The 25460-nt window shown below is 72.3% G+C and carries 22 protein-coding genes; 9 read left to right on the forward strand and 13 right to left on the reverse strand.

The features are described 5' to 3' along the window. Positions 1-81: 81 nt before the first annotated feature. The 8 genes from map to ABZ193_RS15320 all read right to left on the reverse strand — a co-directional run bounded on the left by map (position 82) and on the right by ABZ193_RS15320 (position 10392). On the reverse strand, positions 82-870 hold the full coding sequence (gene map, locus ABZ193_RS15285) for a type I methionyl aminopeptidase (RefSeq protein WP_354710248.1): 789 nt from the start codon (positions 868-870) through the stop codon (positions 82-84). Positions 871-1173: 303 nt separating this feature from the next. Beyond that, positions 1174-2733: a bifunctional phosphoribosylaminoimidazolecarboxamide formyltransferase/IMP cyclohydrolase gene (purH, locus tag ABZ193_RS15290; RefSeq protein WP_020420072.1), complete on the reverse strand. Its 1560-nt coding sequence runs from the start codon at positions 2731-2733 to the stop codon at positions 1174-1176. Continuing rightward, positions 2730-3347: a phosphoribosylglycinamide formyltransferase gene (gene purN, locus ABZ193_RS15295; protein WP_354710275.1), complete on the reverse strand. Its 618-nt coding sequence runs from the start codon at positions 3345-3347 to the stop codon at positions 2730-2732. The genes purH and purN overlap by 4 nt, the downstream gene beginning before the upstream one ends. Positions 3348-3398: 51 nt before the next feature. Continuing rightward, the gene (locus tag ABZ193_RS15300) at positions 3399-4808 is read right to left on the reverse strand and encodes a DUF6350 family protein (protein ID WP_237339209.1); all 1410 of its coding nucleotides are present in this window, start codon (positions 4806-4808) and stop codon (positions 3399-3401) included. 159 nt (positions 4809-4967) lie between these two features. Further along, positions 4968-5672, reverse strand: a complete 705-nt coding sequence (locus tag ABZ193_RS15305) for a DUF5336 domain-containing protein (protein ID WP_020420069.1) — start codon at positions 5670-5672, stop codon at positions 4968-4970. Between the two features lie 201 nt (positions 5673-5873). Next, positions 5874-6764 (reverse strand): succinate--CoA ligase subunit alpha, encoded by an 891-nt coding sequence (sucD, locus tag ABZ193_RS15310; RefSeq protein ID WP_017986721.1) that lies wholly within the window; start codon positions 6762-6764, stop codon positions 5874-5876. Between the two features lie 5 nt (positions 6765-6769). Further along, positions 6770-7939 carry an ADP-forming succinate--CoA ligase subunit beta gene (sucC, locus tag ABZ193_RS15315; protein WP_020420068.1) on the reverse strand — a complete coding sequence of 390 codons (1170 nt, stop codon included), beginning with the start codon at positions 7937-7939 and terminating at the stop codon, positions 6770-6772. Between the two features lie 155 nt (positions 7940-8094). Next, the gene (locus ABZ193_RS15320) at positions 8095-10392 is read right to left on the reverse strand and encodes a hypothetical protein (RefSeq protein WP_354710249.1); all 2298 of its coding nucleotides are present in this window, start codon (positions 10390-10392) and stop codon (positions 8095-8097) included. 535 nt (positions 10393-10927) lie between these two features. Between ABZ193_RS15320 and ABZ193_RS15325 the strand changes: the two genes are divergently transcribed. Further along, positions 10928-11683 (forward strand): M23 family metallopeptidase, encoded by a 756-nt coding sequence (locus tag ABZ193_RS15325; RefSeq protein ID WP_020420066.1) that lies wholly within the window; start codon positions 10928-10930, stop codon positions 11681-11683. 19 nt (positions 11684-11702) lie between these two features. Here the strand turns inward: ABZ193_RS15325 and ABZ193_RS15330 are convergent, their stop codons facing one another. After that, positions 11703-11954, reverse strand: a complete 252-nt coding sequence (locus tag ABZ193_RS15330) for a hypothetical protein (RefSeq protein ID WP_354710250.1) — start codon at positions 11952-11954, stop codon at positions 11703-11705. A gap of 446 nt (positions 11955-12400) precedes the next feature. After that, entirely contained in the window at positions 12401-14806 is a 2406-nt protein-coding gene (pcrA, locus tag ABZ193_RS15335; protein WP_020420064.1) for a DNA helicase PcrA, read from the reverse strand. A 110-nt stretch (positions 14807-14916) separates the two neighbouring features. Here pcrA and ABZ193_RS15340 point away from each other — a divergent pair, with 110 nt between their 5' ends. The 7 genes from ABZ193_RS15340 to ABZ193_RS15370 all read left to right on the forward strand — a co-directional run bounded on the left by ABZ193_RS15340 (position 14917) and on the right by ABZ193_RS15370 (position 21341). Next, complete coding sequence (locus ABZ193_RS15340) at positions 14917-15303, forward strand: DUF1707 domain-containing protein (protein WP_237339207.1); 387 nt, start codon at positions 14917-14919, stop codon at positions 15301-15303. Positions 15304-15471: 168 nt separating this feature from the next. Then, positions 15472-15777, forward strand: a complete 306-nt coding sequence (locus ABZ193_RS15345) for a chorismate mutase (RefSeq protein WP_020420062.1) — start codon at positions 15472-15474, stop codon at positions 15775-15777. A 64-nt stretch (positions 15778-15841) separates the two neighbouring features. Beyond that, positions 15842-16147, forward strand: coding sequence for a hypothetical protein (locus tag ABZ193_RS15350; protein ID WP_020420061.1), 306 nt, complete (start codon positions 15842-15844; stop codon positions 16145-16147). Between the two features lie 363 nt (positions 16148-16510). Then, entirely contained in the window at positions 16511-17584 is a 1074-nt protein-coding gene (locus ABZ193_RS15355) for a hypothetical protein (RefSeq protein ID WP_237339206.1), read from the forward strand. 163 nt (positions 17585-17747) lie between these two features. Next, on the forward strand, positions 17748-18590 hold the full coding sequence (locus ABZ193_RS15360) for a hypothetical protein (RefSeq protein WP_237339205.1): 843 nt from the start codon (positions 17748-17750) through the stop codon (positions 18588-18590). A 184-nt stretch (positions 18591-18774) separates the two neighbouring features. Then, complete coding sequence (locus ABZ193_RS15365; protein WP_354710251.1) at positions 18775-20316, forward strand: serine/threonine-protein kinase; 1542 nt, start codon at positions 18775-18777, stop codon at positions 20314-20316. 80 nt (positions 20317-20396) lie between these two features. Next, positions 20397-21341 carry a serine/threonine-protein kinase gene (locus ABZ193_RS15370; RefSeq protein ID WP_354710252.1) on the forward strand — a complete coding sequence of 315 codons (945 nt, stop codon included), beginning with the start codon at positions 20397-20399 and terminating at the stop codon, positions 21339-21341. A 232-nt stretch (positions 21342-21573) separates the two neighbouring features. Here the strand turns inward: ABZ193_RS15370 and ABZ193_RS15375 are convergent, their stop codons facing one another. Then, positions 21574-22476, reverse strand: a complete 903-nt coding sequence (locus ABZ193_RS15375) for a LysR family transcriptional regulator (protein WP_020420057.1) — start codon at positions 22474-22476, stop codon at positions 21574-21576. 83 nt (positions 22477-22559) lie between these two features. Here ABZ193_RS15375 and ABZ193_RS15380 point away from each other — a divergent pair, with 83 nt between their 5' ends. Continuing rightward, positions 22560-23480, forward strand: coding sequence for a DMT family transporter (locus ABZ193_RS15380; protein WP_354710254.1), 921 nt, complete (start codon positions 22560-22562; stop codon positions 23478-23480). Here ABZ193_RS15380 and ABZ193_RS15385 read toward each other — a convergent pair. Continuing rightward, positions 23438-24112, reverse strand: coding sequence for a response regulator transcription factor (locus ABZ193_RS15385; protein WP_020420055.1), 675 nt, complete (start codon positions 24110-24112; stop codon positions 23438-23440). The two genes, ABZ193_RS15380 and ABZ193_RS15385, sit on opposite strands and share 43 nt — an antisense overlap. Then, entirely contained in the window at positions 24109-25458 is a 1350-nt protein-coding gene (locus ABZ193_RS15390) for an ATP-binding protein (protein ID WP_020420054.1), read from the reverse strand. Before ABZ193_RS15390 ends, ABZ193_RS15385 begins: the two co-directional genes overlap by 4 nt. Positions 25459-25460: the final 2 nt, after the last annotated feature.

Here is a 25460-nt window from a genome sequence, read left to right on the forward strand (position 1 = left end):
GCGGACGTCACCGTGGGGAAGCCGGCGACTGTTCGAACTACTGTTCGATGCGCCTAGTTTGCCTCGAACACCTGTGCGATGTCAAGCTGAGGCGCGGCCCTCCGCGTCACGCCGCGTGAGCACCAGCGGGCCGTCCTCGGTGATGGCGACCGTGTGCTCGGAGTGCGCCGTGCGGGAGCCGTCGGCCGACCGGATGGTCCAGCCGTCGGGGTCGTGGACGATGCGGTCGGTCGTGCGTGCGAACCACGGTTCGAGCGCCAGCGTCAGGCCGGGCCGGAGCTTCAGGCCGCGGCCCGGACGGCCCTTGTTGGGCACGTGGAGGTCCTCGTGCATGGTGCGGCCGATGCCGTGACCACCGAACTCGGTGTTCACCGGATAGCCGTACGCCTCGGCCACGGACCCGATCGCCGCCGAGATGTCGCCGAGGCGGTTGCCCGGGCGAGCCGCCTCGATCGCGGCCTCCAGCGCCTCCTCGGTGGCGCGGATGATCCGCAGGTCCTCCTCGGCGGCCGTCCCGACGACGACCGTGCGCGCCGAGTCGGCCGCCCAGCCGTCGATGCTCACCGCGAGGTCCGCGGTGAGCACGTCGCCGTCACGCAGCGTGTAGTCGTGCGGCAGGCCGTGCAGGACGGCGTCGTTGACCGACAGGCAGATGACATTGCGGAACGGGCCCTTGCCGAAGGACGGGGCGTAGTCCCAGTAGCAGGATTCGGCGCCGCGCCGCTTGATCATGCCGCGGACGTGGTGCTCCAGGTCCAGGAGGTTGACGCCCACGTCGGCGAGCCGGCCGACCTCGGTGAGCACCTCGGCCACGAAACGCCCGGTCACGTGCATGCGGTCGATCTCCGCAGGCGTCTTCAGTTCGATCACGGGTACCTCTTGTTCAGGGAACGGTATTGTTTGGACGGTATGATAATACCGCCTACCGTGCCCCTGCTGCGGCGCCAACCCGGATCACGCTCCGGACCAGCGGCGGCGCTCGAGGACCGGCGACGGGCGCGACGGTCACGGCCTTCGGCGGCTACCTCTAGGCCCTCGGTAAGGTCGCCGAACCCCGACGCCTCACGATCGTGCAGGGCGAAGACATGGGGCGGCGCAGCGAACTGCTCGTGGACGTCCACCCCGGCGACGAGCGGGTGACGATCACCAGGACCGCCACCCGCCTCCAGGCGATCAGTGGGCGAAGTGGCGCGTGCCCGTCAGGTACAGCGTCACGCCGGCCTCCTCGGCCGCCGCGATCACCTCGGCGTCCCGCACCGAGCCGCCGGGCTGGACGACGGCCTTCACGCCGGCGTCGATCAGCACCTGCAGCCCGTCCGGGAACGGGAAGAACGCGTCGGACGCGGCGACCGCGCCCTTGACCCGGTCACCGGCGCGCTGCACGGCCAGCCGGGACGAGTCGACGCGGTTGACCTGCCCCATGCCGACGCCGACCGTCGCACCGCCGCTGGCCAGCAGGATCGCGTTCGACTTCACCGCGCGGATCGCCCGCCACGCGAACACCAGGTCCGCGAGCGTGTCGGCGTCGGCGGCCTCGCCGGTGGCCAGCGTCCAGTTCGCCGGCGAGTCGCCGGGCGCGTCGATCCGGTCGACGGTCTGCACGAGCACCCCGCCGGAGATCGGCCGGAACTCGATCGGGTCGGCGTCGGTCAGCGCGGGCAGCTTCAGCAGGCGCACGTTCTTCTTGCGCTTGAGCACGTCCAGCGCCTCGTCCTCGAAGTCCGGCGCGAGCACGACCTCGGTGAACACCTCGGCGATCTGCTCGGCGGCCTCGCGGGTGATCGGCCGGTTCGCCGCGATCACGCCGCCGTAGGCCGACACCGGGTCGCAGGCGTGGGCCTTGCGGTGCGCCTCGGCGATGTCCAGGCCGACCGCGATGCCGCACGGGTTGGCGTGCTTGATGATCGCGACCGCCGGGCCCTCGAAGTCGTACGCGGCCCGGCGCGCGGCGTCGGTGTCGACGTAGTTGTTGTAGGACATGGCCTTGCCGTGCAGCTGCTCGGCGTGCGCGAGCCCGCCGCGCCAGTGCCGGTACACCGCGGCGCGCTGGTGCGGGTTCTCGCCGTAGCGCAGCACTTCGCCGCGCTCCCAGGTGGCGCCGGTGAAGTCGGGGAAGCCGGAGTCGTCGGCCGGGGCGTAGGCGTTGGCGAACCACGACGCGACCGCGATGTCGTAGCTCGCGGTGTGCGCGTAGGCCTGGGCCGCCAGCCGCTTGCGGTCGGCCAGCGCGAAGCCGCCGGCGCGGACCTGCTCCAGCACCCACTCGTAGCGAGCCGGGTCGACCACGACGGCCACGTTGTTGTGGTTCTTCGCCGCGGCGCGGACCATCGCCGGACCGCCGATGTCGATGTTCTCCACGCAGTCCTCGGGGCTCGCGCCCGAGGCGACGGTCTCCCGGAACGGGTAGAGGTTGACGACCAGCAGGTCGAACGGCGCGATGTCCAGCTCACGCAGCTGCTCGACGTGCTCGGGCCGGTCGCGGTCGGCCAGCAGGCCGGCGTGCACCCGCGGGTGCAGCGTCTTCACGCGGCCGTCGAACGACTCCGGGAACCCGGTGACCTGCTCGACCGGCGTGACCGGCACGCCGGCGTCGGCCAGCGCCTTCGCCGTGCCGCCGGTGGAGACGATCTCCACACCCGCCGCGTGCAGCGCGGTGCCCAGCTCCAGCAGGCCCGTCTTGTCCGAAACGCCGATCAGCGCGCGCTTCACCGGACGCCGGTCTTCCACCGTCACCGCAACCTCACCTTCCGTCCCTCGACCGTGGCACCGGCCCGGCCGAGTCGTTCCACCACGTCCACGAGCAGCCGTCGTTCCACGACCTTGATCCGCTCGTGCAGCCTGTCCTCGTCGTCGTCCGGCTCGACCGCCACCGCCTCCTGGGCGATGATCGGCCCCGTGTCGACCCCGGCGTCCACGAAGTGCACCGTGCAGCCGGTCAGCTTGACGCCCAGCTCAAGCGCGTCGGCCACGGAGTGCATCCCCGGGAACGACGGCAGCAGGGCTGGGTGCGTGTTGATCACGCGGTTCGGGAAGCGCGTGAGGAAGTTCGTCCCCAGGATCTTCAGGAAGCCCGCCGACACGACCAGGTCCGGCTCGTGGGCGGCGACCGCCTCGGTGAGGGCCTTGTCCCAGGCGTTGCGGTCCGGGTGGTCGCTCAGCCGGACGGTGAAGTGCGGCACCCCGGCGCGCTCGGCGCGGGCCAGCGCCTCGACGCCCGTGCGGTCGGTGCCGACGGCGACGATCTTCGCCGGGAAGCCGACGCGTTCGGTCGCGTCCAGGAGCGCCTGCAGCAGCGTGCCCGATCCGGAGGCGAGCACCACCAGCCTGACCGGGACGGGCAGTTCCAACCGGCTGGAGTTCAACGCCTCTCCTTCGCCCGTGCCAACGTCCTGACCAGACTAACTGGGCTCGTCGGGCTTCCCGTTGGTGGGCGGTCGCTCCTCGCTGTCGTCCGGCTCGTCCTCGGGCTCCCCTTCGGTGTCCTCTTCCGGGTCCTCCTCGGCAGGCTCCTCGGCGCTCTCTTCGGCCTCGGCCTCCAGCTCTTCGAGCTCGGCGTCGAGGTTCTCCAGCTCGGCCTCGATTTCGGGCTCCACCTGGGGTTCCTCCGGCTCGGGCGCCGGCTTGGGGCGCGCGTGCGGGCCGGCGAACCAGGCGATCAGACCGCCGGGCACCGCGATCCAGCCGAATGCGGCGACGGACACCAGCCCGACCGGGATGGCCACCGGGTCGAACGCCCCGCCGCCGAGCCTGCCGCCGGCGAGCGTGCCGAGCAACACACAACCGAACCCGACGAGCGCACCCGCGATGGCGACGATCCGCAGCCGCGCGAGCGGGTTCTCGTCGGCGCGCCGCAGCGACCAGCCGAGCAGCGCGCCGACCCCGGCCGGCAGCAGCATCAGGACCGGCCACCACGGCGCGGCGTGCTCGGGAACGCCGGCCAGCACCGGCAGCCCTGGCACCGGACCGCCGGTGAACGAGAACACGCTCGCCGAGAACGACCCGATCGAGAAACCCGGACCGGTGACGAAGGCCAGGCCGCCGACCACGGCGTTGGGCAGGTACCCCAGCGACAGCAGCAGCATCCCGGCGCCGCTGCCGAACCCGGGCGCGTTCGCCGCGAACAGCTGGCGGATCGTGCCCGAGGCGAGGACCAGGCCGACGGTGTGCACGAGCGCGCCGACCGCGAGCAGCCCGGCCAGGCCCAGCGCGCCGGCCCGCAGCCCGCGCACCGCGAGCGGGTCCAGGTAGTCGCGGACGGCCGCCGCGACACCGGACCGCGACGCCGCTCCGGCCGCGGCGGCGACGCCCGCCAGGACCGCGGGCACGGCGAACGCGGACAACGGCTCGACGCGCACCCCGGCGCCGTCGTCGAACAACGCGATACCGAGGCCGGCGAGGGCGTGCGCACTGGTCACGGCGGCGATCAACGGCACGGTCGCACCCGGCTCGGCATAGCCGAGGCGTTGCGTGGCGGTCGCCGCCGACCGGGCGACCAGCGCCAGCGCGCCGATCGTCGCCAGCAGCGGCAGCACGCCCAGCGGGCGCCCGGCGATCTCCACGGGCACCTGGTAGGCGGCGAGCCAGCCCGGCCCGGCCGCGCGCAGCACACCGCCGATCGAGAACTCCCCCGCCGCGGCCATGGCCGTGACCAGCCCGAACAGGGCCGCGACCACGACGTACCCGGCGACGATGGGACCGAGGACCGCCGCGGCGAACACCCTCGCCCGGACGACCGGTGAGCGCTCGCCCCGGTCTCCCGGGTCCGTCACCCCTTTCCCGGATCGGCGGTACGAGGTGAGCACCTGCATGCCTCGCACCCTCGCACCAACACTGCTCCGGCCGGGTGAGCCACGCCGTTCCTCCCTCATGCGGGTTAAGCCACACAACGGTGGTGTCGAGCAAGACGCGGCGCGCGAAACGAAAAGCGCCCCTTCCCGGGCCGGGAAGGGGCGCTCCTGCGGAGAAGATCAACCCTGGGGGCTGCCACCGGGCGGGGTGCCGGGGTGCTGGCCCTGCTGGCCCTCGGGCTTGGCCGCCGGGTTGTAGAACTGGCCCTGCTGCGGGGCGTAGACCGTGGACTGCTGCTGCGGCGGCGTCACCGGCGGGCCGTACTGGGTGCCCGACGGGCCGCCCTTCTGCTCACCGGGGCCTTGGCCGAACTGACCCGGCTGTCCGTAGGGCTGGCCGTACTGCGGCTGCTGCGGCTGCGGCATCTTCAGCACACCCGCGTCGAACAGCAGCGCCGCGACCGCGACCAGCATCTGCAGGATGCCCAGGATCAGGATCACCGTGTAGATGCCCGGGGTCTCGGCCTGCTCCGGGATGTGCACGACCACCAGGATCGCGGTGAGCGCGCCGAGCACGCTGAACAGCACCGCGAACGGGAGCGTCCGCGGGCCCCTCGGCAGCACCGACAGGCCGGCCAGCAGACCGCCCACGAGCAGGAACAGGACCGGCTGGTCGGCGCCCTGCGCCTCCTCGGAGAAGCCGATGAAGTAGTTCACCAGGCCCAGCAGGGCGATGAACAGCGTCAGGATCATGCTCAGGTTCGCCGGCGACAGGCTCGGGCCCTGCTGCGGCGGGGGCTGCTGCTGGGGGAACCCGCCGGTCCCCGGGGGCTGGCCACCGCCGCCCTGCTGCGGGTATCCCGGTCCACCACTGGGGAACGTCATCGCGCTTGCTCTCCTGTCTTCGCCCGAACCGGGGTGCCGATATGTCCGGGAACGATGCAACACGTCCCGGGGTTCCCGGTCACCCCATCCGGCTATCCGACGTGCCGGGACGGCAAACGGTTGCGTCGAATTTCGGGGGCCGGGAAGCACGCCGGCCGGGCACCGCGAACGATGCCCGGCCGGGGTGTGGACCGCTACGGGTCAGTGCAGGTTCTCGTACAGCTCCCGGGCCAGCGCGGCGGTCTCGGACGGCGTCTTGCCGACCTTCACGCCCGCGGCCTCGAGGGCCTCCTTCTTCGCCTGCGCGGTGCCTGCGGAGCCGGACACGATCGCGCCCGCGTGCCCCATCGTCTTGCCCTCGGGGGCGGTGAAGCCCGCGACGTAGCCGACGACCGGCTTGGTCACGTTCTCCTTGATGTAGGCCGCGGCCCGCTCCTCGGCGTCGCCACCGATCTCGCCGATCATGACGATGACCTCGGTCTCCGGGTCGGCCTGGAAGGCCTCCAGAGCGTCGATGTGCGTGGTGCCGATGACCGGGTCGCCACCGATGCCCACGGCGGTGGAGAAGCCGATGTCACGCAGCTCGTACATCATCTGGTAGGTCAGCGTGCCCGACTTCGACACCAGCCCGATCTTGCCGGGGCCGGTGATGTTGGCCGGGATGATGCCGGCGTTCGACTTGCCCGGCGAGATGACGCCGGGGCAGTTCGGGCCGATGATGCGGGTCTTGTTGCCCTTGGCGACGGCGTGGGCCCAGAAGTAGGCCGAGTCGTGCACCGGGATGCCCTCGGTGATCACCACGGCGAGCGGGATCTCGGCGTCGATGGCCTCGATCACGGCGTCCTTGGCGAACTTCGGCGGCACGAAGATGACCGACACGTCGGCGCCGGTCTCCTTCATGGCCTCCTCGACCGTGCCGAACACGGTGAGGTCCTTGCCCGCGATGGTGACGGTCTGGCCTGCCTTGCGGGCATTCACGCCGCCGACGATGTTCGAGCCGGCCTGCAGCATCTTGGTCGCGTGCTTGGTGCCCTCGGACCCGGTGATGCCCTGAACGATGATCTTGCTGCTGGAATCGAGGAAGATCGACATGTCTCTTACGCTCCTGCCGCGGCCAGCTCGGCAGCCTTGTCCGCTGCGTTGTCCATGGTGTCCACCTGCGTGACCAGCGGGTGGTTGGCCTCGTTGAGGATCCGGCGGCCTTCCTCGACGTTGTTGCCGTCGAGACGGACCACGAGCGGCTTGGTGGCCTCGTCGCCCAGGATCTTGAGGGCCTCGACGATGCCGGTCGCGACCGCGTCGCACGCGGTGATGCCACCGAAGACGTTGACGAACACCGACTTGACGGCCGGGTCGTTCAGGATGACGTCCAGGCCGGCGGCCATGACCTCGGCCGAGGCGCCGCCACCGATGTCGAGGAAGTTGGCGGGCTTGACGCCGCCGTGCTTCTCACCGGCGTAGGCGACCACGTCCAGGGTGGACATGACCAGGCCCGCGCCGTTGCCGATGATGCCGACCTCGCCGTCGAGCTTGACGTAGTTGAGGTCCTTCGCCTTGGCCTTGGCCTCCAGCGGGTCCTCGGTCTGCTTGTCGACGAGCTCTTCCTGCTTCGGCTGCCGGAAGGCGGCGTTCTCGTCCAGGGTGACCTTGCCGTCGAGGGCGACGATCTTGTCCTGCGGGTCGCGGACCAGCGGGTTGACCTCGACCAGGGTGGCGTCCTCGGCCACGAAGGTCTCCCACAGCTTGACGACCACGTCGGCCGCCTGGTCGCGGATGGCCTCGGGGAAGTTGCCCTGGGTCAGGATCTCCAGCGCCTTGGCCTTGTCGACACCGGCGATCGCGTCGACCGGCACCTTGGCGAGCGCCTCGGGCCGCTCCACGGCCAGCTGCTCGATCTCCATGCCGCCCTCGGCGGACGCCATGGCCAGGAAGGTGCGGTTGGCGCGGTCCAGCAGGAAGGAGAAGTAGTACTCCTCCGCGATGTCGGACGCCTCGGTCACCAGCACGCGGTGCGTGATGTGGCCCTTGATGTCGAGGCCGAGGATGGCTTCGGCCTTCTCCTTGGCCTCGGCCGGGTCCTTGGCGAGCTTCACGCCACCGGCCTTGCCGCGGCCACCGGTCTTCACCTGGGCCTTGACGACGACCTGTCCACCGATCTTCTCGGCGGCGGCCTGGGCTTCTTCCGGGGTGCTCGCTACGGCGCCGGGCAGTACCGGCACGCCGTGGGCGGCGAAGAGGTCCTTCGCCTGGTATTCGTAGAGGTCCACTACTCCAGTCTCCTGACGACACACACCGCCTGAGTCACCGGTCGTCTCGCGAGGGGCGATCCGCAGGCGGGTGCTTGTTGCAAACCATGCTGCCGGACGGAGACGACCCTAGCGACCTGGGCTTTGGCTCGGGGCGGCGCATCCGGTGAACTCGGTCACCGTATGGATCCAGAGCGTGGTTTCGGGGTGTGAATCGAGCCACGCGCGGCCAGAACGGCGGCGATGACCAGGGCGAGGGCGCAGCCCAGCGCGAGCCACCAGCCCAGCCCGGCGTGCGCTCCGGCGATCTCATCACCCACGAGTGGCAACTCCGCGGCACGCAGCCCGGCGACGCAGGCGGCACCGGCGAGCAGCGCCGCGGCGCGGGCGGGACGGCACCGCGGGGCGAGGACGCACGCGCCGAGGACGGTGAGCAGCGCGACCAGCAGGCCCCACGAGGGGGTGCCGAAGCTCGACCAGAGGGCGGGTTCGACGTAGTCCGGCGCGAGGATCGAGGGCGTGCCGAAGGCGCCGATGGCGAGTATCCCCGCGGCGACCAGCGGGGTGAGCAGGTCCGCGCCGGGCAGGGCGGGTCCGTCGCCGAGCGCGGTGGCCGGGTCGGTGGTCTCGTCGCGTTCGACCATCCCCGCGACGACGGAGCAGCAGGCGGTGATGGCCGATCCGACGATGGCGAGCGCGGTCCACAGCACCCCGGGCCCCGGGGTGAGACCGGCGCCGAGTTCGGTGGCGGTGACGGCCATGGTCAGGACCGCGGTGCCGGCGAGCGGGACCGTGACCCAGGCGACCGAGAGCGCGGGCCGGGCGTAGGCCGCGGGGCCGGCGGTGAACATGACGAGGCCGAGCACGCCGACCAGCAGCCCCGCGACGAGCAGTGCCGAGCGGGAGGGGCTCTGCGGGCCGTTGAGGGTCTCGGTGATGACCACCTGGGGCGTGAGGGCGCCGGCGATGGCCGCGGCGGAGGTGAGCACGGCGAGGACGCCGGTGACGATCCGCAGGCGGCGGATGCCGGGCAGGGTGATCTCGCCCGCCTCGTCGTCCTGGGCGGCGTCCCGGGTGGCCGCGGTGGGCAGGAACGCGGCGGCGATCATCCCGGCCGCCCCGACGAGCACGAGGATCGGCCCCGCCGCGAGGCGCACGCCGGGCAGGCTGAGCCCCGAGACGAGGTTCGGCAAGCCGACAACGGCGGCGGTGACGCCGAGCCCGAGCAACCCACCCCGGGCGACGGCCGTGCCCGAGCCGGCGAGCAGCATGGTGGCGACGGGCAGAGCGAAGGCGAGCAGCAGACTCCCGGCGAGCACGAGGCCCGGGCTCTCGAACGCGCTATCGGCGGGCAGGAAGGCGTCGGTCGAGGTGAAGGGCGCCATCATGACCCCGACGCCCGCAACGACCGCGGCGAACATCCCGAAAACCAACCCCCCACGGCTCACTTCGGCCGCCTCGGGCCAGGTGCTCTCGGGAGCAGGGGCCAGATCCGAGCCGCCGCCGGAGGCCGCAGGCCGATCAGAGCTCCCGTCGGGGACAGAGGCCCGGTCGGCGGCCTCGGCGCGGGTGGTGGCTCGGCCAGCCTCGTCGGCGCGCGTGGTGGCTCGGCCAGCCTCGTCGGCGCGGGTGGCGGCTTCGCCCGAGGTGGCGGCGTCGCTGGAGGTGGCGGGCCTGTCGGCGGCGGAGTCGTCTGTGCCTGCATCGCCAATGGTGGCGGAATATTCGGTTCGCGAATTGCGAGCCGGAAGGGCGCCGGTCTTCCTGTCGGCGTTCCCGGTGCGCTCCCCCTCATCACTTCCGCTGGCAGCTGCGCCACCGGCCGCATCCGCGGCGTTGCGGCCACGCGCCGCGGTGCCGCCGGGTGCGTCACCGCCGGTGGTCCGGGCGCTGCGGCCGGGATCGGTGCTGGGGCTGCTCGGGCCAGGGCTTCCAGCGGCGCGGGCGGCGGCAGCTTCGGCCGCGGCGGAGGCCCTCGGGGTCCACGGGATGTCCGCCTTCGGCGCGGCGGCTCGTGTTGCCAACACCCCCGCGACCATCGCGGCCACGTGGCCCGCCAGCAGGAGCCACAGTCCGGGCGCGGTGCCGGGGTCGGCCAGTGAGTGCAGCCGGAACAGCTCCGGGCGCGCCGCGCGGACCGGGTCCGTCAGCAGGATCAGGTCGAGCACCAGCCGCCCGGGGGCGAGCGCCGCCACGGCGGCCAGCACTCCCGCCGCCGTCTGGTGGCGTCCCTTCAGCGCGAGCACCGCGACCACGGCCATCGGCGCGACGGCGAGCACCACCAGCAACGGCACGCTGTTGAACCCGCGCGCCACGCCGTTCACCACGGGCACGGCGGCACCCACGGCGAGCAGCACGGCCGAGACCGCACCCACCACGTAGGCCGCGACGGACGGGGACCGGCCCGCGGTGGCCGTGTCGGGGATGGCGTCGAGCTGCACGGCAGCCGCGCCGCCGGTGCTGTCAGTGTCCATGTGTTCTCACGTCGTCGAGGGTCGGAGGAGCGGTCAGGACGGCCGGCCTCGGCGTCCGAGAGCCGCGGGCGCACCGCAGCCTGTGCCTGACACCGGCGCCCGGCACCACCGCCTCACAGACGATCGCGGGCCCGCGCGGTCTCGCTACCGACACCGCCGCCGACGCTAGCAAGCCTCCGAGGTTGCCCCCGGAACGCCACGAACTAACAAACCGTGTCGCACGTCACACCAACGGCGGAATATCCCCTCTACCCAGTGTCATCGCTGCTGCTGGACAGCCGGCCCGCGCCCCACGTTCGGCCCAGACGGCGGCCGGTTCTTGCCGTCGACCACATCCCTTCGTTACTGTCCCCCGGTCCCCATCACGGTCAGGTCACGATGTGGGCGACGGGCAGCCAACCCCCGAACGGTTGCCCACCGGGATCCCCCGCCCGGCGCCCGCGGTCTGACCCCCCGAGCAACGGAAGGCCCTGACTTGGCTCGATACCGCTCCCCCGGCGGCCAAGCTCCTTCCCCGGAACTCGACGACGACGCTATGGACGGCGCCGTCGTCCGTGTCCGGGGCGCCCACCGGCTCCCTGCGCCCTCGTCGGCGCTGCGCGGCCGGGTCGTCGTCGCCGCGGTCGCGGCCGGCGCGTTCGCCGCTGCCGCCGCAGGACAGACCCTCCAGGCCGTGCAGACCTCCGACGCCGGTGTGACCCCGCTGGCCAACGCGGAGGACGCCAGCGCGTCGTTCGCCGTCGGTGGTGACGCCCCCACCGGCGCTCCCGAGATCCTTCCCGCGGCCAACTTCACGGACGCGTCGGCCGAGGTGCAGCGCCTCACCGACAGCGAGAACGTCACGATGGCCCGCCAGGCCCGGGACGCCGAAGCCGCCCGCGCCGCCGCCGAAGAGGCCGCCCGGCCGAAGACCTGCCTGCCCGCGAAGGGCACCTACACCTCCGGGTTCGGCGCCCGCTGGGGCACCAGCCACTACGGCATCGACATCGCCAACTCGATCGGCACCCCGATCTACGCCGCCTCAGACGGCACCGTGATCGAGGCCGGCCCGGCCAGCGGCTTCGGGCTGTGGGTGAAGATCCAGCTGGAGGACGGCACCGTGCAGGTGTACGGCCACATGAACAGCTACTCGGTGCGCGAGGGCCAGAAGGTCAAGTGCGGTCAGAAAATCGCCGAGATCGGCAACCGCGGCCAGAGCACCGGCCCGCACCTGCACTTCGAGGTGTGGCTGAACGGCACCAAGAAGGTCGACCCGCGCACGTGGCTCGCCGCTCGCGGCGTCTACCTCTGACGGCCCCTCCCTGGCTCGCTCACGGGGCGTCCGGCCGCACGAAATAGGCCACCGCGACCTGCCAGACCCCGCACAGCCGCCGCGAAGTGCGCCGGCACAGCACGCACCGGCCGTCCGGCCCGCCGTGCCGCTCCAGCAGCGCCTGCCAGGCTCCGAGGACGACGAGCGCCTCCGCGGCGGGTAGTGCGCCGTCGCGAGTCGCACGCGCGACCATGCGCTCGACGCGTTCGAGGACGCCCGCCCGCACGTACGGGAACCACTGCCTGCCCACACCATGACCTCCCGAGGGTTCGAACTTTCGTTCGAGACAGTTGTATCGGAGGGGTCTGACAGTTTTGGCGCGGTCGGGCAGCGGGGGTCGACGTTCGCTCGAACGGGTTAATGGGGCGTGCTCACGCTTGAGTTGCGGGCAGCGGTAGGCGGGGTGCAAGGCAGCTGGCAGCGGTGGCGGCCGGGGGACGGCACGCGCCGCGGCGACGGGGCTCATGCCGTGGCGGCGGATACGGCGCAGGCGGCCAGCAGCCGTGGCGCGCGGCCAGACGGCCCGTGACGGCGAACAGGATCTACAGCGTGAATGGATGCCGCGGTCGGCGGCGGAAACGGCACCAGCGGGCGACCGCGGTGACGGCAGCGGCGGGCGGTGGCGGTGACGGCAGCGGTGGCGGTGGCGGTGGCGGTGGCGGCCGAGGAACGGCACGCCACCGCGGCCAGCAACACCTACAGCTTCACCATCGGCACGCTGCCGATCAGCATCAGCTTCACCTTGCCCGCACTGCCGAAATCGATCGTCGCCGTGGCGCGGGGGCCCTCGCCGGACGCCTCGACCACCGTGCCGAGTCCGTACTTGTCGTGGTTGACCCGGTCGCCCACCTCGAGCTTCAGCGCGACCGTGTTCTGCCAGCCCTTGAACGGCGTCGACCGCATGCCGCGGGCCGCGATGCCCGCCTGCGCGGAATCCTCGCCGAAGCGGGAGCGGCGGCCCCAGGTGGTCGCGGCGCGCGGAGAACCGAAGGAGGACTCGGCGGCGGACGACGGCTCCTCGCGGCGCCAGTCGAGCAGCTCGGACGGCACCTCGTCGAAGAACCGCGACGCCGGGTTCGTCATCGGCTGCCCCCACGCCGACCGGGTGATCGCCCGGCTCAGGTACAGCCGCTGCCGCGCCCGCGTGATCGCCACGTACGCCAGCCGCCGCTCCTCCGCCAGCTCGGCGGGCTCGCCCAGCGCACGCAGGTGCGGGAACACCCCGTCCTCCCAGCCCGTGCAGAACACCACCGGGTACTCCAGCCCCTTGGCGGTGTGCACGGTCATCAGCGTGACCACGCCGGAGTCCTCTTCCTCGCCGTCGGAGTCCGGCGTCGGCACCGAGTCGGCGTCCGCGACCAGCGACACCCGCTCCAGGAACGCCGCCAGCGAGCCCGGCTCGGGCACCCCGTCGTCGTCCTCGGCGAGCGGCGCCATCTCGGCCGCCTGCTCCGCGAACTCGCGGGCGACGGTGACGAGCTCGGTCAGGTTGTCCACGCGCGAGGCGTCCTGCGGGTCGTCGGACTCCTCCAGCTCGGCCCGGTACCCGGTGCGCTCCAGCACCGCTTCGAGCACGTCCGCGACCTCCGCGCCGCTGTCGACCAGCTCGATCAGCCCGTCGAGCAGCTCGACGAACCCGGCGATCGCCTTGGCCGAGCGCGGGTTGAGCAGCGCGACCCGGCCCGCCGCGGCGTCGCGCAGCGCGGCCGCGAACGAGATCCGCTCGCGCTCGGCGTGGGTGGCCACGCACGCCTCGGCCCGGTCGCCGATGCCCCGCTTGGGCACGTTGAGGATGCGGCGCAGGCTGACCGTGTCCTCCGGGTTGGCCAGCACCCGCAGGTACGCCAGCGCGTCCCGGACCTCGCGGCGCTCGTAGAACCGGACGCCGCCGACCACCCGGTAGGGCAGGCCGAGCCGGATGAAGATCTCCTCGAACACCCGCGACTGGTTGTTGGTGCGGTAGAAGACCGCGACGTCGGAGTACTTCGCCTGGCCCTGGTCGACCAGCGCGTCGATCTCGCCCGCGACGAACGCCGCCTCGTCGTGCTCGTTGTCGGCGACGTACACGCCGATCTTCTCGCCGTCGCCGGAGTCGGTCCACAGCCGCTTGTCCCGGCGGTTCGGGTTGCGCGCGATGACCGCGTTTGCCGCGGACAGGATGGTCTGGGTGGAGCGGTAGTTCTGCTCCAGCAGGATCGTGCGGGCGTCCGGGAAGTCCCGCTCGAACTCCTCGATGTTGCGGATCGTGGCACCGCGGAAGGCGTAGATCGACTGGTCGGCGTCACCGACCACGCACAGCTCCGCGGGCTCGACGCCGGACTCGCTCGTCGACGTGCCGACCAGCTCCCGCACCAGCGTGTACTGGGCGTGGTTGGTGTCCTGGTACTCGTCGACCAGCACGTGCCGGAACCGGCGGCGGTAGTGCTCAGCGACGTCCGGGAAGGCCTGGAACAGCTCGACGGTGCGCATGATCAGGTCGTCGAAGTCGAACGCGTTGGCCAGCCGCAGCCGCCGCTGGTACTCGGCGTAGACCTCGGCGACGCGGCGCTCCAGGTCGTTGGACGCCTTCGCGGCGGCGTCCTCCGGGTCGGTCAGCTCGTTCTTGTGGTTGGAGATGTGCACGGCCAGCGCGCGGGCCGGGTAGCGCTTGGGGTCGATGTCCAGGTCGCGCGCCACGAGCGTGACCAGCCGCCGCGTGTCGTCCGCGTCGTAGATCGAGAAGTTCGACGACATGTCCAGCGTCTTGGCCTCGCGGCGCAGCAACCGCACGCACATCGAGTGGAACGTGGAGACCCACATCGCGTTGGCCCGCCTGCCGACGAGGTCGCTGACGCGCTCGCGCATCTCGGCCGCGGCCTTGTTGGTGAACGTGATCGCCATGATCTCGCCCGGGTGCACGCCGCGTTCGGCCAGCAGGTAGGCGATCCGGCGGGTCAGCACCCGGGTCTTGCCCGACCCGGCGCCCGCGACGACCAGCAGCGGCGCGCCCGCGTGCGTGACCGCCTCCCGCTGCGCGGGATTGAGGTCGGCGAGCAGGTCGGCGTGGCGGCCCGGCGCTGGGCGCGCGGGCGGCTCGGCGGGGAGGTCGAACAGGGTGCTCATCGGTTCTCCACGCTACTCGGGGGCACTGACGGTTTACCGCGCCGGACGTACCGCCAGGTGTCGTCGGCGGACGGACGCGCGCCCGCTCGCCGCGGCGGAGGATCGACGGCATGGACGCACCATCGAACCGGATCCGCGCCGGAGACCAGGACCGGGAGCGCGTGGCGACCCGGCTGCAGGAAGCGAGCGGCGAGGGCAGGCTGACCCTAGGCGAAGCCGAAGATCGCCTCGCCGCCGCCTACGCCGCGACCTACGTCGACGAACTGTCCGCGCTCACGCGGGACCTACCGGAACCAACGCCGCCGCGCCCCTCGCGCTTCCCCGTGCCCCTGCGGGTGCACGCCGCGGTGGTGGCCGTGCTGTCCGCGCTGCTCGTCACGCGGTTCGCGGTGTCGGACGCGGAGTTCTTCTGGCCGGCGTTCCCGATGTTCTGGCTCGGCGTGAGCCTGGTCGCACACGCGGCCGTCCGCGCCCGGGGGCGAGTTGTGCCATACTGATCTCGTGCAGCACCACGCGTACCGATTTTTCTACGGGATCCGGACTCCGGCTCCCGTGATCGCGTAGGTGCCCACACCACACCGTCACCACAAGCCCCGGAGTCCGCGGACCCGGGGCTTTCGTCGGCTTCGGGGCCGTGCGGGTCCGGGAACCGACCGGAGGGCCCGATGAACGCACAGACGAACGAGAAAGCCACCCCGCCGGAGACTTCCGGCGAACCCGTCGCCACGGCCGAGGAGATCGCCGAGCTGCGCAAGGAGATCGACTGGCTCGACTCCGAGATCCTGCGGCTCGTCAAGCGCCGGGTCGAGGTCTCCCAGACGATCGGCGCCGCGCGGATGGCCGCGGGCGGCACCCGCATCGTCTACAACCGCGAGATGGACGTGCTCGCCCGCTACCGCGAACTCGGCCCGGACGGCCGCCAGCTCGCGATGGCGTTGCTGAACCTGGGGCGCGGTCGGCTCGGCCGCTGAAAATCGTCCGATTTCCGGGGCTTCCCGGAGGTCCGGTGGCTCGGCGGACGGGCACACTGGAGACATGATTAACGTCATCGCGGTCATCATCGCGATCGCCAGTGTGCTCGCCTCGCTAGCCCATGTGGGTTACCTGGCGCTGCTGAACAACGCGGCGAACAAGCGGGCCGGCGGCGCGCCGGTCGCGCAGTACGTCCGCAGCCGGTGGGCGCTCGCCGGCGGAACCTCCGCCGCGGCGCTCCTCGCGTGGCTGTTCACGTCGGGTGGCACCGGGATGGACATCCTCGCGATCATCGTCGCCGCGGGCAGCGGCGCGGTCGCGACCAAGGCCCTCCAGTCGACCCAGGCGCGCTACCGAAGCGGTGGGTGACCGGAGCGCCGACGCCCCAACAGAGTGAACTTGCGGGCTCACGCTTTGACGACCGGCGCGGGCTCTTACTCTTTAGGGCGTGGGATGCCCCAGATTCGGCTCCGCGCGCCCGGCGACAGGCCGTGCGCGTGCAGACGAACGTGCACCCGCACATGCACGGCCTGCTCCATTCGGTCGAATCGGCCTCTTTCCGGCGTCAGACGACGCAGAGGGCGGTGTCCACACGGCATGACACGCGGGGCCGATTTCACGGAAAGCTCTCGTTCCCGGACCGGCCGGCACCGCCGTGGTGCCGGAACCTGGACCCCGGTCGTCCCGGCGCACCCGCCGGCCGCCCGGCGGGCTCCGGAGCCGGTCCGGCCGATGCCGGTGCACCCGCGAAGCTCCGAGCCGTTCGACGCCCCCGCCCGCGGCTCGCTGCCGCTGACCGAACGCATCTCCACCACCGACGTCTTCCCGGCCGCGCACGGTGAGCTCCCTCTGCCCGAGCCGCCAGCCCCGCCCGAGCAGCCTGCCCCGCCCGAGCAGCCCGCGCCGCCTGCCGCGAAACCGGGGCAGCGCCCCCAGCGGACCAAGGTCAAGCTGACCCCGCCGCGCCGCCGCGAGGCCGAGGACACCGACGTGCGCGTGTACGAGGCGGCCCCGGTGACCGGCCTCGGCTCCTTCGACCTCGGCAACGTGCCCGCGTCGGTCACCCCGCCGCGGAGCTGGCGCAAGGCCGCCTGGTTCGCCACCGCCTCGTCGGGCGGCGTCGTCGTCGCGCTGATGTTCGCCGGCTCGGCGTTCGTCGCGAAACCGGCGCCGGACCAGGCGGGCGGCGCGTGGGTGCCCGGCCTCGGCGGCGGGGTGCCCACCCTCTCCGGTGAGCAGATCGCCCCGCCCAGCTCCGGCGGCGACGAGAGCGGCACGTCCAGCACGTCCCGCGACGACATCCGGGACACCGGCGCGACCAGCGCCCGGCCGACCGAGAGCGCGGGCGTGCGCGCGCCCGCGGGATCGAGCACGGTCCGCGACACCTCGGCGACCGGCGGCCCGGCGAGCGGCACGACCACCGCGACGCCGACCACCAGCAGCGTCCCGCCCAAGCCGGCGCCATCCCCCGCGCCCTACGAGGCGGACCCGTACCGGTTCGCCGCGTACGCGGACGAGGACCCGAAGACGCTGGCCAGCAACTCGCAGACCTACCTCGACACGGTCACCGAGAACCCCGAGGCCGCCGCGAGCCTGACCGACGGCGAGCTGAAGCAGGAAGGCCCGCAGGGGCTGGAGCGCAAGTACGCCGAGGTGGCGTACTTCCAGGTCAAGCACATCCGCGTGCACCAGTACGACGGCAAGACGGTGTGCACCGTGCAGACCGTCTACAAGGACGGCCGCGAGGTCACCGAGGAGCGCACGCTCGAGTTCTCCGGCGACAAGATCACCAGCGACGGTGCCTGACCACCGCACTGCTCCAGGTGGGTGACGGTGACTGCCGTTCGTCGTTCCCCGGTGCCCCTCCACCGATCGGGTGTGGCAGGTAACGCGGTACGGGGGTTCGCTGATTAACAGCTAGACAGCCCCGGCCAGTCCCCCCGAGACGGAAGATCCAGACGACAGGTCCATGAGAGTCGCACACGAACGGCGTCGCGCCACCCGCACGCCGGACGCACTCCGCGTCGAGGAGCTGATCTCCCCCGAGATCCTCGACAACGAGATGGTCGACCGCGAGTACCTCACACAGGTGTTCCGCGAGCCGCGGAAGTACCTGCCGCCACCGCGCGTCCGGACCAGGACCGAGCCGCAGCGGGAGCCGGAGAGCCGGGGCGCGAAGCTCGCCAAGCTCACCGGGCTCACCATGGCGGGCACGCTGCTCGTGGGCGCGGTCGTGGCGTCGTCGGTGCTCAGCCGCGGCCGGGACCAGTCGGCCGCGCCGGTCAGCCCGGCCCCGCCGCAGATCACCGGGGCGGCCGCGCTCGGCGGGTTCGCCGCGGGCGGCGCGCCGGGCGGCAAGCAGGGCAGCAACACCGTGGGTCACGCCGAGGCGACCAGCACCCCGCTCACCCAGGTGCCGGTGGCCCAGACCCAGCCCGCGGAGACCGGGGCGCCCGTCGCGCCCGAGGGCTCCGTGACCACGACGACGACCGCCCCCGTGCTGACCGACGCGGAGAAGCTGGCGGTGGTCAACGAGTTCTACCGGCGGGTCGATTCCGCACCGGAGAAGGCGCTGGACCTGCTCAGCCCGGCGCTGGCCGGCGAAGAGGCCGGCGACCTGGTGCGGGCGTGGAGCACCATGCGCCAGGTCGAGGTGGTGGAGACGCGCGTGCAGCCGGACGGGTCCGTGCTCGCCGTGGTGCTGATGCGCCGCGACGACGGCACCCGGCTGCGCGTCACCCAGCAACTGGGGCTCGACGAGGCCGGACGCAGCATCTCGGAAGCGGTCCTGCTGGCCGCCGAGGAGCTGTAGCGGACGTCATACCAGGCACGGTCCGGGCCGCCCCAGACAGTGCCGGATGCATGCGCGCAGAGTGAGCACCCTAGCCTTGATTGACGGATCTGGCCCAACCCCCGGCCCACGGGCCGAGCTACGTGCATAGGCTTCCAGGCGTGCGGCACTGTCGCGCCCTGAAACAGCCCCCGAAGGAGGTCGCGTGAGCGACGAGGGTCGCCTGGTCGCCGGCCGGTACCGGATCGAGCGGCGAATCGGCAGCGGCGCCATGGGTGCCGTGTGGCAGGCGCACGACGACGTACTCGGCCGTTCGGTCGCGATCAAGCAGTTGCTTCTGCAACCGGGGCTGGACCAGCACGAGGCCGAGGACGCCAAGCAGCGCACGATGCGTGAGGGCCGCATCGCCGCCCGCCTGCACCACCCGAACGCGATCTCCGTCTTCGACGTCGTCACCGACGACAACGGCCACCCGTGCCTGGTGATGGAGTACCTGCCGTCGACGAGCCTGGCCGAGCTGCTGCGCGACCGGAAGACGCTGCCGCCGCGCGAGGTCGCGCGCATCGGCGCCCAGATCGCGGCCGCGCTCAAGGAGGCGCACGCGGTCGGGATCGTGCACCGGGACATCAAGCCGGGCAACATCCTGCTCGCCGACAACGGCGTGGTGAAGATCACGGACTTCGGCATCTCGCGTGCCAAGGACGACGTGACGGTCACCAAGACCGGCATGATCGCGGGCACCCCGGCCTACCTGGCGCCGGAGGTCGCGATCGGTGGCGACCCGGGCCCGGAGGCGGACGTCTTCTCGCTGGGCTCCACGCTGTACGCGGCGTGCGAGGGCCAGCCGCCGTTCGGTCTGAGCGAGAACACCCTGAGCCTGCTGCACGCGGTCGCCGCGGGGCAGATCAACCCGCCGCGGCAGTCCGGTCCGCTCGCCAGCGTGCTGGCCGTGCTGCTGCACCCGGAGGTCCAGCACCGCCCGACCGCCGCGGAGGCCGAGGAGCTGCTCGCGGCCGTGGCGCGCGGTGAGACGCCGCTGGGCGGTCCGGACGACGAGACGCGGTTCTCGCCCTCCGGCGGAGCGCTAGCCGGTGGCGCGCTCGCGGCTGGAGCGCTGGGCGCGGCGGCCGGAGCCGGCGCCACGCGGGCTTTCCGCGGTGACGAGCTCGGCGCGCACTCCGGCACGCTGGCCGGCGGCGCGAGCGACCAGTTCTACGACGAGTACGACGACTACTCGGATGACCCGTACGCCGCCACCGCCGCCTACCCGACGGACGACTACGACCGCCAGGGCGCGACGCGCGCGGTGCCTGCGGGCTACGACGGCTACGACGACGAGCCCCGGGCCGCCGCGGCGGACGACGAGGACGAGAAGCGGGGCAAGTGGAAGGTGCCCGCCGCGATCGGCGCCGTCGTGGTGGCCGGTCTCGTGGCGCTCGGCATCTGGCTGTTCACGCCGGCGAACAACAACACCACGAACACCACCGAGACCAGCCCGCCGGTGGTGCCGCCGCTGGTGACCAGCTCGTCGGTGGAGACGACGGAGAGCTCGACGCCGACCGCGACGCGGTCGAGCCAGGCCAACGAGCCGACGAAGTCCTCCCCCTCGCGGCGCAGCTCCGCCGAGGAGACTTCGGCGAGCAAGCCCAGCTCCAGCAAGAGTCCGACCTCCTCGTCCTCGTCGTCGAGCAGGACCACCACGAGCACGCCGGACGAGACCCCGACTTCCGGGGCCAACGGCGGCTGAGTCGACTGCCGGAAACGTTCAGGATCGGTCAGTAGGGTGGTGGGTGACTATCCGACAGGCCGGGACGACGAGAGGGTGTAGTGGGTACTGAGGGCGCACTCGTCGGCGGCCGGTACCGGTTGGACCAACCGATCGGTCGTGGCCGCGCCGGAATCGTGTGGCTGGCGTACGACACGCAGCTGAACCGCACGGTGGCCGCCAAGAAGATGTCGGTCGCGCCGGGGCACAGCGAGCAGTCCGTCGCCGCCGCGCTGGAAGAGGGCCGCGCCGCGATGCGGATCCAGCACGCCTGCGCGATCGGCGTCTACGACGTGCTCCGCGACGGGCCGGACCCGTGGGTGGTCATGGAGTACGTGCCCTCCCGCAACATGGCGGACTTCCTGAGCGAGTACGGGACGCTCACGCCCGACCAGACCGCGTTCCTGGGCATCCAGCTCGCGTCCGCGCTGGCCGCGGCGCACCGGGCCGGAGTGGTGCACCGCGGGCTGGAGCCGGGCAACGTGCTGCTCGCCGACGACGGTGGCGTCAAGGTCACCGACATCGGGTTCACCGGCGCCGGCTTCAACCCCGCCTACCGGGCCCCGGAACTCTCGCGGGGCGCGACCGCCGCGCCGGCCACCGACGCGTTCTCGCTCGGCGCCACCCTCTACACGGCTGTCGAAGGCGTGCCGCCCTACGGCGACCACGGCGGCGGGCCGCTGCGGCAACCGGAGAAGGCCGGCGTGCTCGCGCCCGCGCTGATGAAGCTGCTGCGCGAGGACCCGCTGAGCCGCCCCACCCTCGGCGACAGCATCACCTCGTTCCAGGCGATCACGCAGGGACGGCAGACCGCGTTCATCCCGCCCACCGCGCCCGCGCTGCCGACCGTGCCCGCGTTCCGGCCGCCGTCGCCGCCGCCGCCTCCGCCGAAGGAGCCGTTGGTGCGGATCTCACCGGTCCGGGCGCGGCAGTTGATCCTCGCGACGATGGCTGTGCTGGTCGCGGCGGCTATTGGGATCGGGGTTACGCAGCTTCTTTTTCTCTGAGCGGGCGCTACGCGGGTTTCTCGAGCGCCGGGCTTCGCTTCGCTACGCCCGGATCTTGGTGCCCTCCCGAACCCGATCTTTCAGTGTTCGGTTGCCGAGACACCGCGTCAAGGCGGGACAGCGTGCCTTGACCCGGTGGCTCGGCAACCGATTTGGCTGGGGATCGGGTTGCGGGAGGGGGCCGGCTCGTGGGTGGGTGGCTTTCGTTGCCGGGTCGCCGTGGTGTGTGGTGTTATGCGGCGACGTCGTTCTTGATGTCCTTGAGGACCTCCAGCAGGTGGCGGACCGCGGGCTGGTCGCGTGACCGGGTGGCCACGGCGGCGTGGATCGGGCGGATCGGTTCCGGGTTGCGGATCCGGCGGATCACCGCGCCCGGCTGGGGTGCGCCCAGGCCCAGCACCGGCACCAGGCTGATGCCGAGGCCGGCCGCGACGAAGCCCTGCGCCGTGGCGTAGTCCTCGCACTCCATCACGAAGTTCGGCACGAAACCGGCGGCCCCGCAGGCGGCCATGAGCACGTCCCGACAGGGGCCGGGCACGCCCTCGTTGCTGATCCACGGCTCGTCGGCCAGGTCGCCCAGGTCCACGACCCGCTTGCGGGCCAGCGGGTGGCTCTTCGGCAGCGCCACGCGGTACGGGTCGTCGAACAGGTGGCACAGCTCGACACCCGGCTTCGAGTACGAGCCCGAGAACACCACGATCGCCACGTCGGCGTCCCCGTTTTCCACCTGCGGCAGCGCCTCACCAGGCTCCAGCAGCCGCAGGTCCAGCTGCACGCCGGGGTAGTCACGGCGGATGGCCGCCACCGCGGGCGGCACCAGCGACGCGCCTGCCGTCGCGAAATAGCGGATCGCCAGGCGGCCCGTGCGGCCCGCCTTCAGGTCGGCCAGCTCGGACTCGGCCTTGGACAACTGCGCGAACACGACCTCGGCGTGCTGCGACAACAACGCGCCCGCGGGCGTGGGCCGCACCCCGCGGCCGACCCGCTCCAGCAGCGCCGTGCCGGTCTCTCGCTCCAAAGTGGACAACTGCTGGCTGATCGCGGACGGGGTGTAGCCGAGGTTCCGCGCGGCCGCGCTGATCGACCCGCTGGACACCACGGCCCGCAGCACCTGCAACCGGCGGACGTCGAGCATGCCCCGAGAATACAGTTCTGCTAACAGCAGCGTGTAGGGATTTTCGCTTGTCCTTACAGATCACCGGCGCGATCGTGAAGGCCGTGGCCGAAACGAAAACCTTGCTGCGCCTGGCCGCGCTGGCACTCATGTGGGGATCGAGCTTCCTGTGGATCAAGATCGGGCTGCAGGCGTTCACGCCGGTCCAGATCGTGCTCATCCGCACCGTCCTGGGCAGCGCCGTCCTCATCGCGCTCTGCTACGCCGCCCGCGACCGCCTCCCTGCCGGACGCCGGATCTGGAAGCACCTGCTCGTCGCCGCCCTGTTCCACAACGCGCTGCCGTTCCTGCTGTTCGCGATCGGCGAGCAGACCGTCAGCTCAGGCGTCACCGGCGTGCTGAACGCGACCACCCCGCTGTGGACGCTGCTCATGGCCGTGCTGATGGGCGTCGAGCGGCGCCTCGACCCGCCGAAGCTCGCCGGCCTGATCGCCGGGCTCGCCGGCACCGTGCTGATCTTCGCGCCGTGGCAGGAATCCGGCCTGCTCAGCTGGGGTGCGCTGGCCTGCGTCGCCGCCGCGGTGAGCTACGGGTTCGTCTTCGTCTACGAGGGCAAGCACCTGTCCGGCACCGGCTCGTCGCCGGTTGCGCTGGCGGGCGCGCAGATGACCGCGGCGACCGGGTTCACGCTGCTCGCGATGCCCGCCGGTGGCACCACGCCGGTGCACCTGTCCGCGGGTCCGGTGATCGCCGTGGTGATCCTCGGGGTGTTCTCCACCGGCGTCGCGTTCGCGTTGAGCTATCGCCTGCTGGCGACCGAAGGCGCGGTCGCCGCCTCCACTGTCGGCTACCTGATGCCCGTCGTGTCACTGGCGCTCGGCGCGGTCTTCCTCGGCGAGGGCCTCAACCTGCGGATCCTCGCCGGGGTCGCCGTCGTGCTCGCCGGAGTCGCCCTGACCCGCGTGCGGCGCCGGGTGCTGGTTCAGACCAGCCTGCGGTCCGAGGCCCAGCGCGAGAGCTCGTAGCGGTTGGACAGCTGGGTCTTGCGCAGGACGCTGGACACGTGGGTCTCGACCGTCTTCACCGAGATGAACAGCTCCGACGCGATTTCCTTGTAGGCGTAACCCCGCGCTAGCAGGCGCAGCACGTCCCGCTCGCGCGGGGTCAGCAGGTCCAGCTCGGGGTCGCTGATCGGCGCCGAGCCCGGGCGGTCGGCGAACGCGTCCAGCACGAACCCGGCCAGCCGCGGCGAGAACACCGCGTCGCCCTCGGCGACCCGAGCGATGGCCCGCACCAGCTCCTTGGACGAGATGGTCTTGGTGACGTACCCGCGGGCGCCGGCGCGGATGACGGCGATGACGTCCTCGGCCGCGTCGGACACCGACAGCGCCAGGAACACGACGTCCGGCAGGTCGGTGCGGACCCGGCGGAGCACCTCGGCGCCACCACCGTCCGGCATGTGCACGTCGAGCAGCACGACCTGCGGCTTCGTCCGGGCGATGCCGGCGACCGCCTCGGCGACCGAACCCGCCTCGCCGACCACCCGCACCTCGTCGGTGATCGAGTCCAGTTCCGTGCGCACCCCGGCCCGGAACAACGCGTGGTCATCGACCAGGAACACGCTGATCGGGGCCTTCGGCTGCGGTGTCTCGCTCAACGCGTCCCTCCAGAATCGGCTTTCACCGGCATCTCCAGCTGCACTTCGGTCCCATCCCCCGGCGCCGTGCGCAGCCGTACCGTGCCGCCGTTGCGCTCCATCCTCCCCCGGATCGAGTCGGCGAGGCCATGCCGGTCCTCCGACACGGTCTCCGGGTCGAAGCCCTTGCCCCGGTCCCGCACGAACACGGTGACCGCCGTGGGCTCGACCTCGGCGTAGACGCTCACCTCGTCGACCCCCGCGTGCTTGGCCGCGTTGACCATCGCCTCGCGGGCCGCCAAGACCAGCGCGGTGAGCCGGTCGTCCAGCTGCGCCTCGCCCACCACGACCTGCGACACCGAGATCGCGAAGGTGTCCTCGACCTCGCCGCAAGCGTTTGCGATCGCCTGGGAGAACGCCACCGAGCGGTCCTCGCCCTTCTTCTCCGGCGTCCCGTAACCGGACGGGCCGTAGAGCCAGCCGCGCAGCTCGCGTTCCTGGCTGCGGGCCAGCCGCGCGACCTCCTTGGGCGACTCCGACTGCTTCTGGATCAGCGCCAGGGTCTGCAGCACCGAGTCGTGCAGGTGCGCGGCGATCTCCGCGCGCTCCTCGGTGCGGATGCGGGCCCGGCGCTCCTCCCCCAGGTCGCGGCCCATCCGCAGCCAGAACGGCACGGTCAGCACCGCCACCCCGACCAGCGTCGCGAGCACCGCGAGCAGCGCGAACTGCACCTGGTCGAGCGACCCGCTGCGCAGCACGACGACCCCGATGCCGGTGATCACCAGCGCGACACCGGCGAGGATCCGGATCGCGGCCGACCACCCGCCGCCGCCGAGCACCATGCCCGCGACGCCGGACCGCGCGCCGTCCCGCCAGCGGCGGCGCTGCGACTCGTCGGCCTCCCGCCACACGACCGCGGCGCCGACCAGGGCCAGCGCCAGCGGTACCGCGACCCACCCGTTGATCGCGCCGGTGATCGCCCCGCCCGCGACCAGCAGCCCGACGCCCAGGATGAGCAGACCGATGGCCTGCTGCTTCTCCCGCGGCGTGGCCGGCGTCTCGGTCTCCTCGCGGCGCCGCTGCGGCACGAACACCCACAGCAGCCCGTAGGCCACCAGCCCGGCCCCGCCGAACGCGGCCAGGATGGCGAACGTGGCGCGCACCCACAGCACCTTGATGCCGAGGTGGTCGGCCAGGCCCGAGGCGACACCCGCCACGACCCGGCTCGACCGGCGCCGATACATCTTGGGCCGCTCGTCGACCTCCGCCAGCGCGCTCCCGGCGGCAGGCACGACCGCTCCCTCGCCCGGTGGGCGCGGGAGCGGCATGCCGGTCTCGGTGCGCGGCTTCTCCTGCACGTGATCCATGG

The sequence above is a fragment of the Amycolatopsis sp. NPDC006125 genome (genome assembly GCF_040614195.1).
GTDB classification, from domain to species: domain Bacteria; phylum Actinomycetota; class Actinomycetes; order Mycobacteriales; family Pseudonocardiaceae; genus Amycolatopsis_E; species Amycolatopsis_E tucumanensis.

Excerpts from the sequence above, each read along its gene's own strand:
- ABZ193_RS15340 (WP_237339207.1), top strand. The coding sequence starts at position 14,917 with ATGGACGCACCATCGAACCGGATCCGCGCCGGAGACCAGGACCGGGAG.
- ABZ193_RS15355 (WP_237339206.1), top strand. The coding sequence starts at position 16,511 with ATGCCGGTGCACCCGCGAAGCTCCGAGCCGTTCGACGCCCCCGCCCGC.
- sucD (WP_017986721.1), bottom strand. The coding sequence starts at position 6,764 with ATGTCGATCTTCCTCGATTCCAGCAGCAAGATCATCGTTCAGGGCATC.
- ABZ193_RS15375 (WP_020420057.1), bottom strand. The coding sequence starts at position 22,476 with ATGCTCGACGTCCGCCGGTTGCAGGTGCTGCGGGCCGTGGTGTCCAGC.
- ABZ193_RS15390 (WP_020420054.1), bottom strand. The coding sequence starts at position 25,458 with ATGGATCACGTGCAGGAGAAGCCGCGCACCGAGACCGGCATGCCGCTC.
- ABZ193_RS15360 (WP_237339205.1), top strand. The coding sequence starts at position 17,748 with ATGAGAGTCGCACACGAACGGCGTCGCGCCACCCGCACGCCGGACGCA.
- ABZ193_RS15345 (WP_020420062.1), top strand. The coding sequence starts at position 15,472 with ATGAACGCACAGACGAACGAGAAAGCCACCCCGCCGGAGACTTCCGGC.
- ABZ193_RS15305 (WP_020420069.1), bottom strand. The coding sequence starts at position 5,672 with ATGACGTTCCCCAGTGGTGGACCGGGATACCCGCAGCAGGGCGGCGGT.
- ABZ193_RS15320 (WP_354710249.1), bottom strand. The coding sequence starts at position 10,392 with ATGGACACTGACAGCACCGGCGGCGCGGCTGCCGTGCAGCTCGACGCC.
- ABZ193_RS15350 (WP_020420061.1), top strand. The coding sequence starts at position 15,842 with ATGATTAACGTCATCGCGGTCATCATCGCGATCGCCAGTGTGCTCGCC.
- pcrA (WP_020420064.1), bottom strand. The coding sequence starts at position 14,806 with ATGAGCACCCTGTTCGACCTCCCCGCCGAGCCGCCCGCGCGCCCAGCG.
- ABZ193_RS15300 (WP_237339209.1), bottom strand. The coding sequence starts at position 4,808 with ATGCAGGTGCTCACCTCGTACCGCCGATCCGGGAAAGGGGTGACGGAC.
- ABZ193_RS15325 (WP_020420066.1), top strand. The coding sequence starts at position 10,928 with ATGGACGGCGCCGTCGTCCGTGTCCGGGGCGCCCACCGGCTCCCTGCG.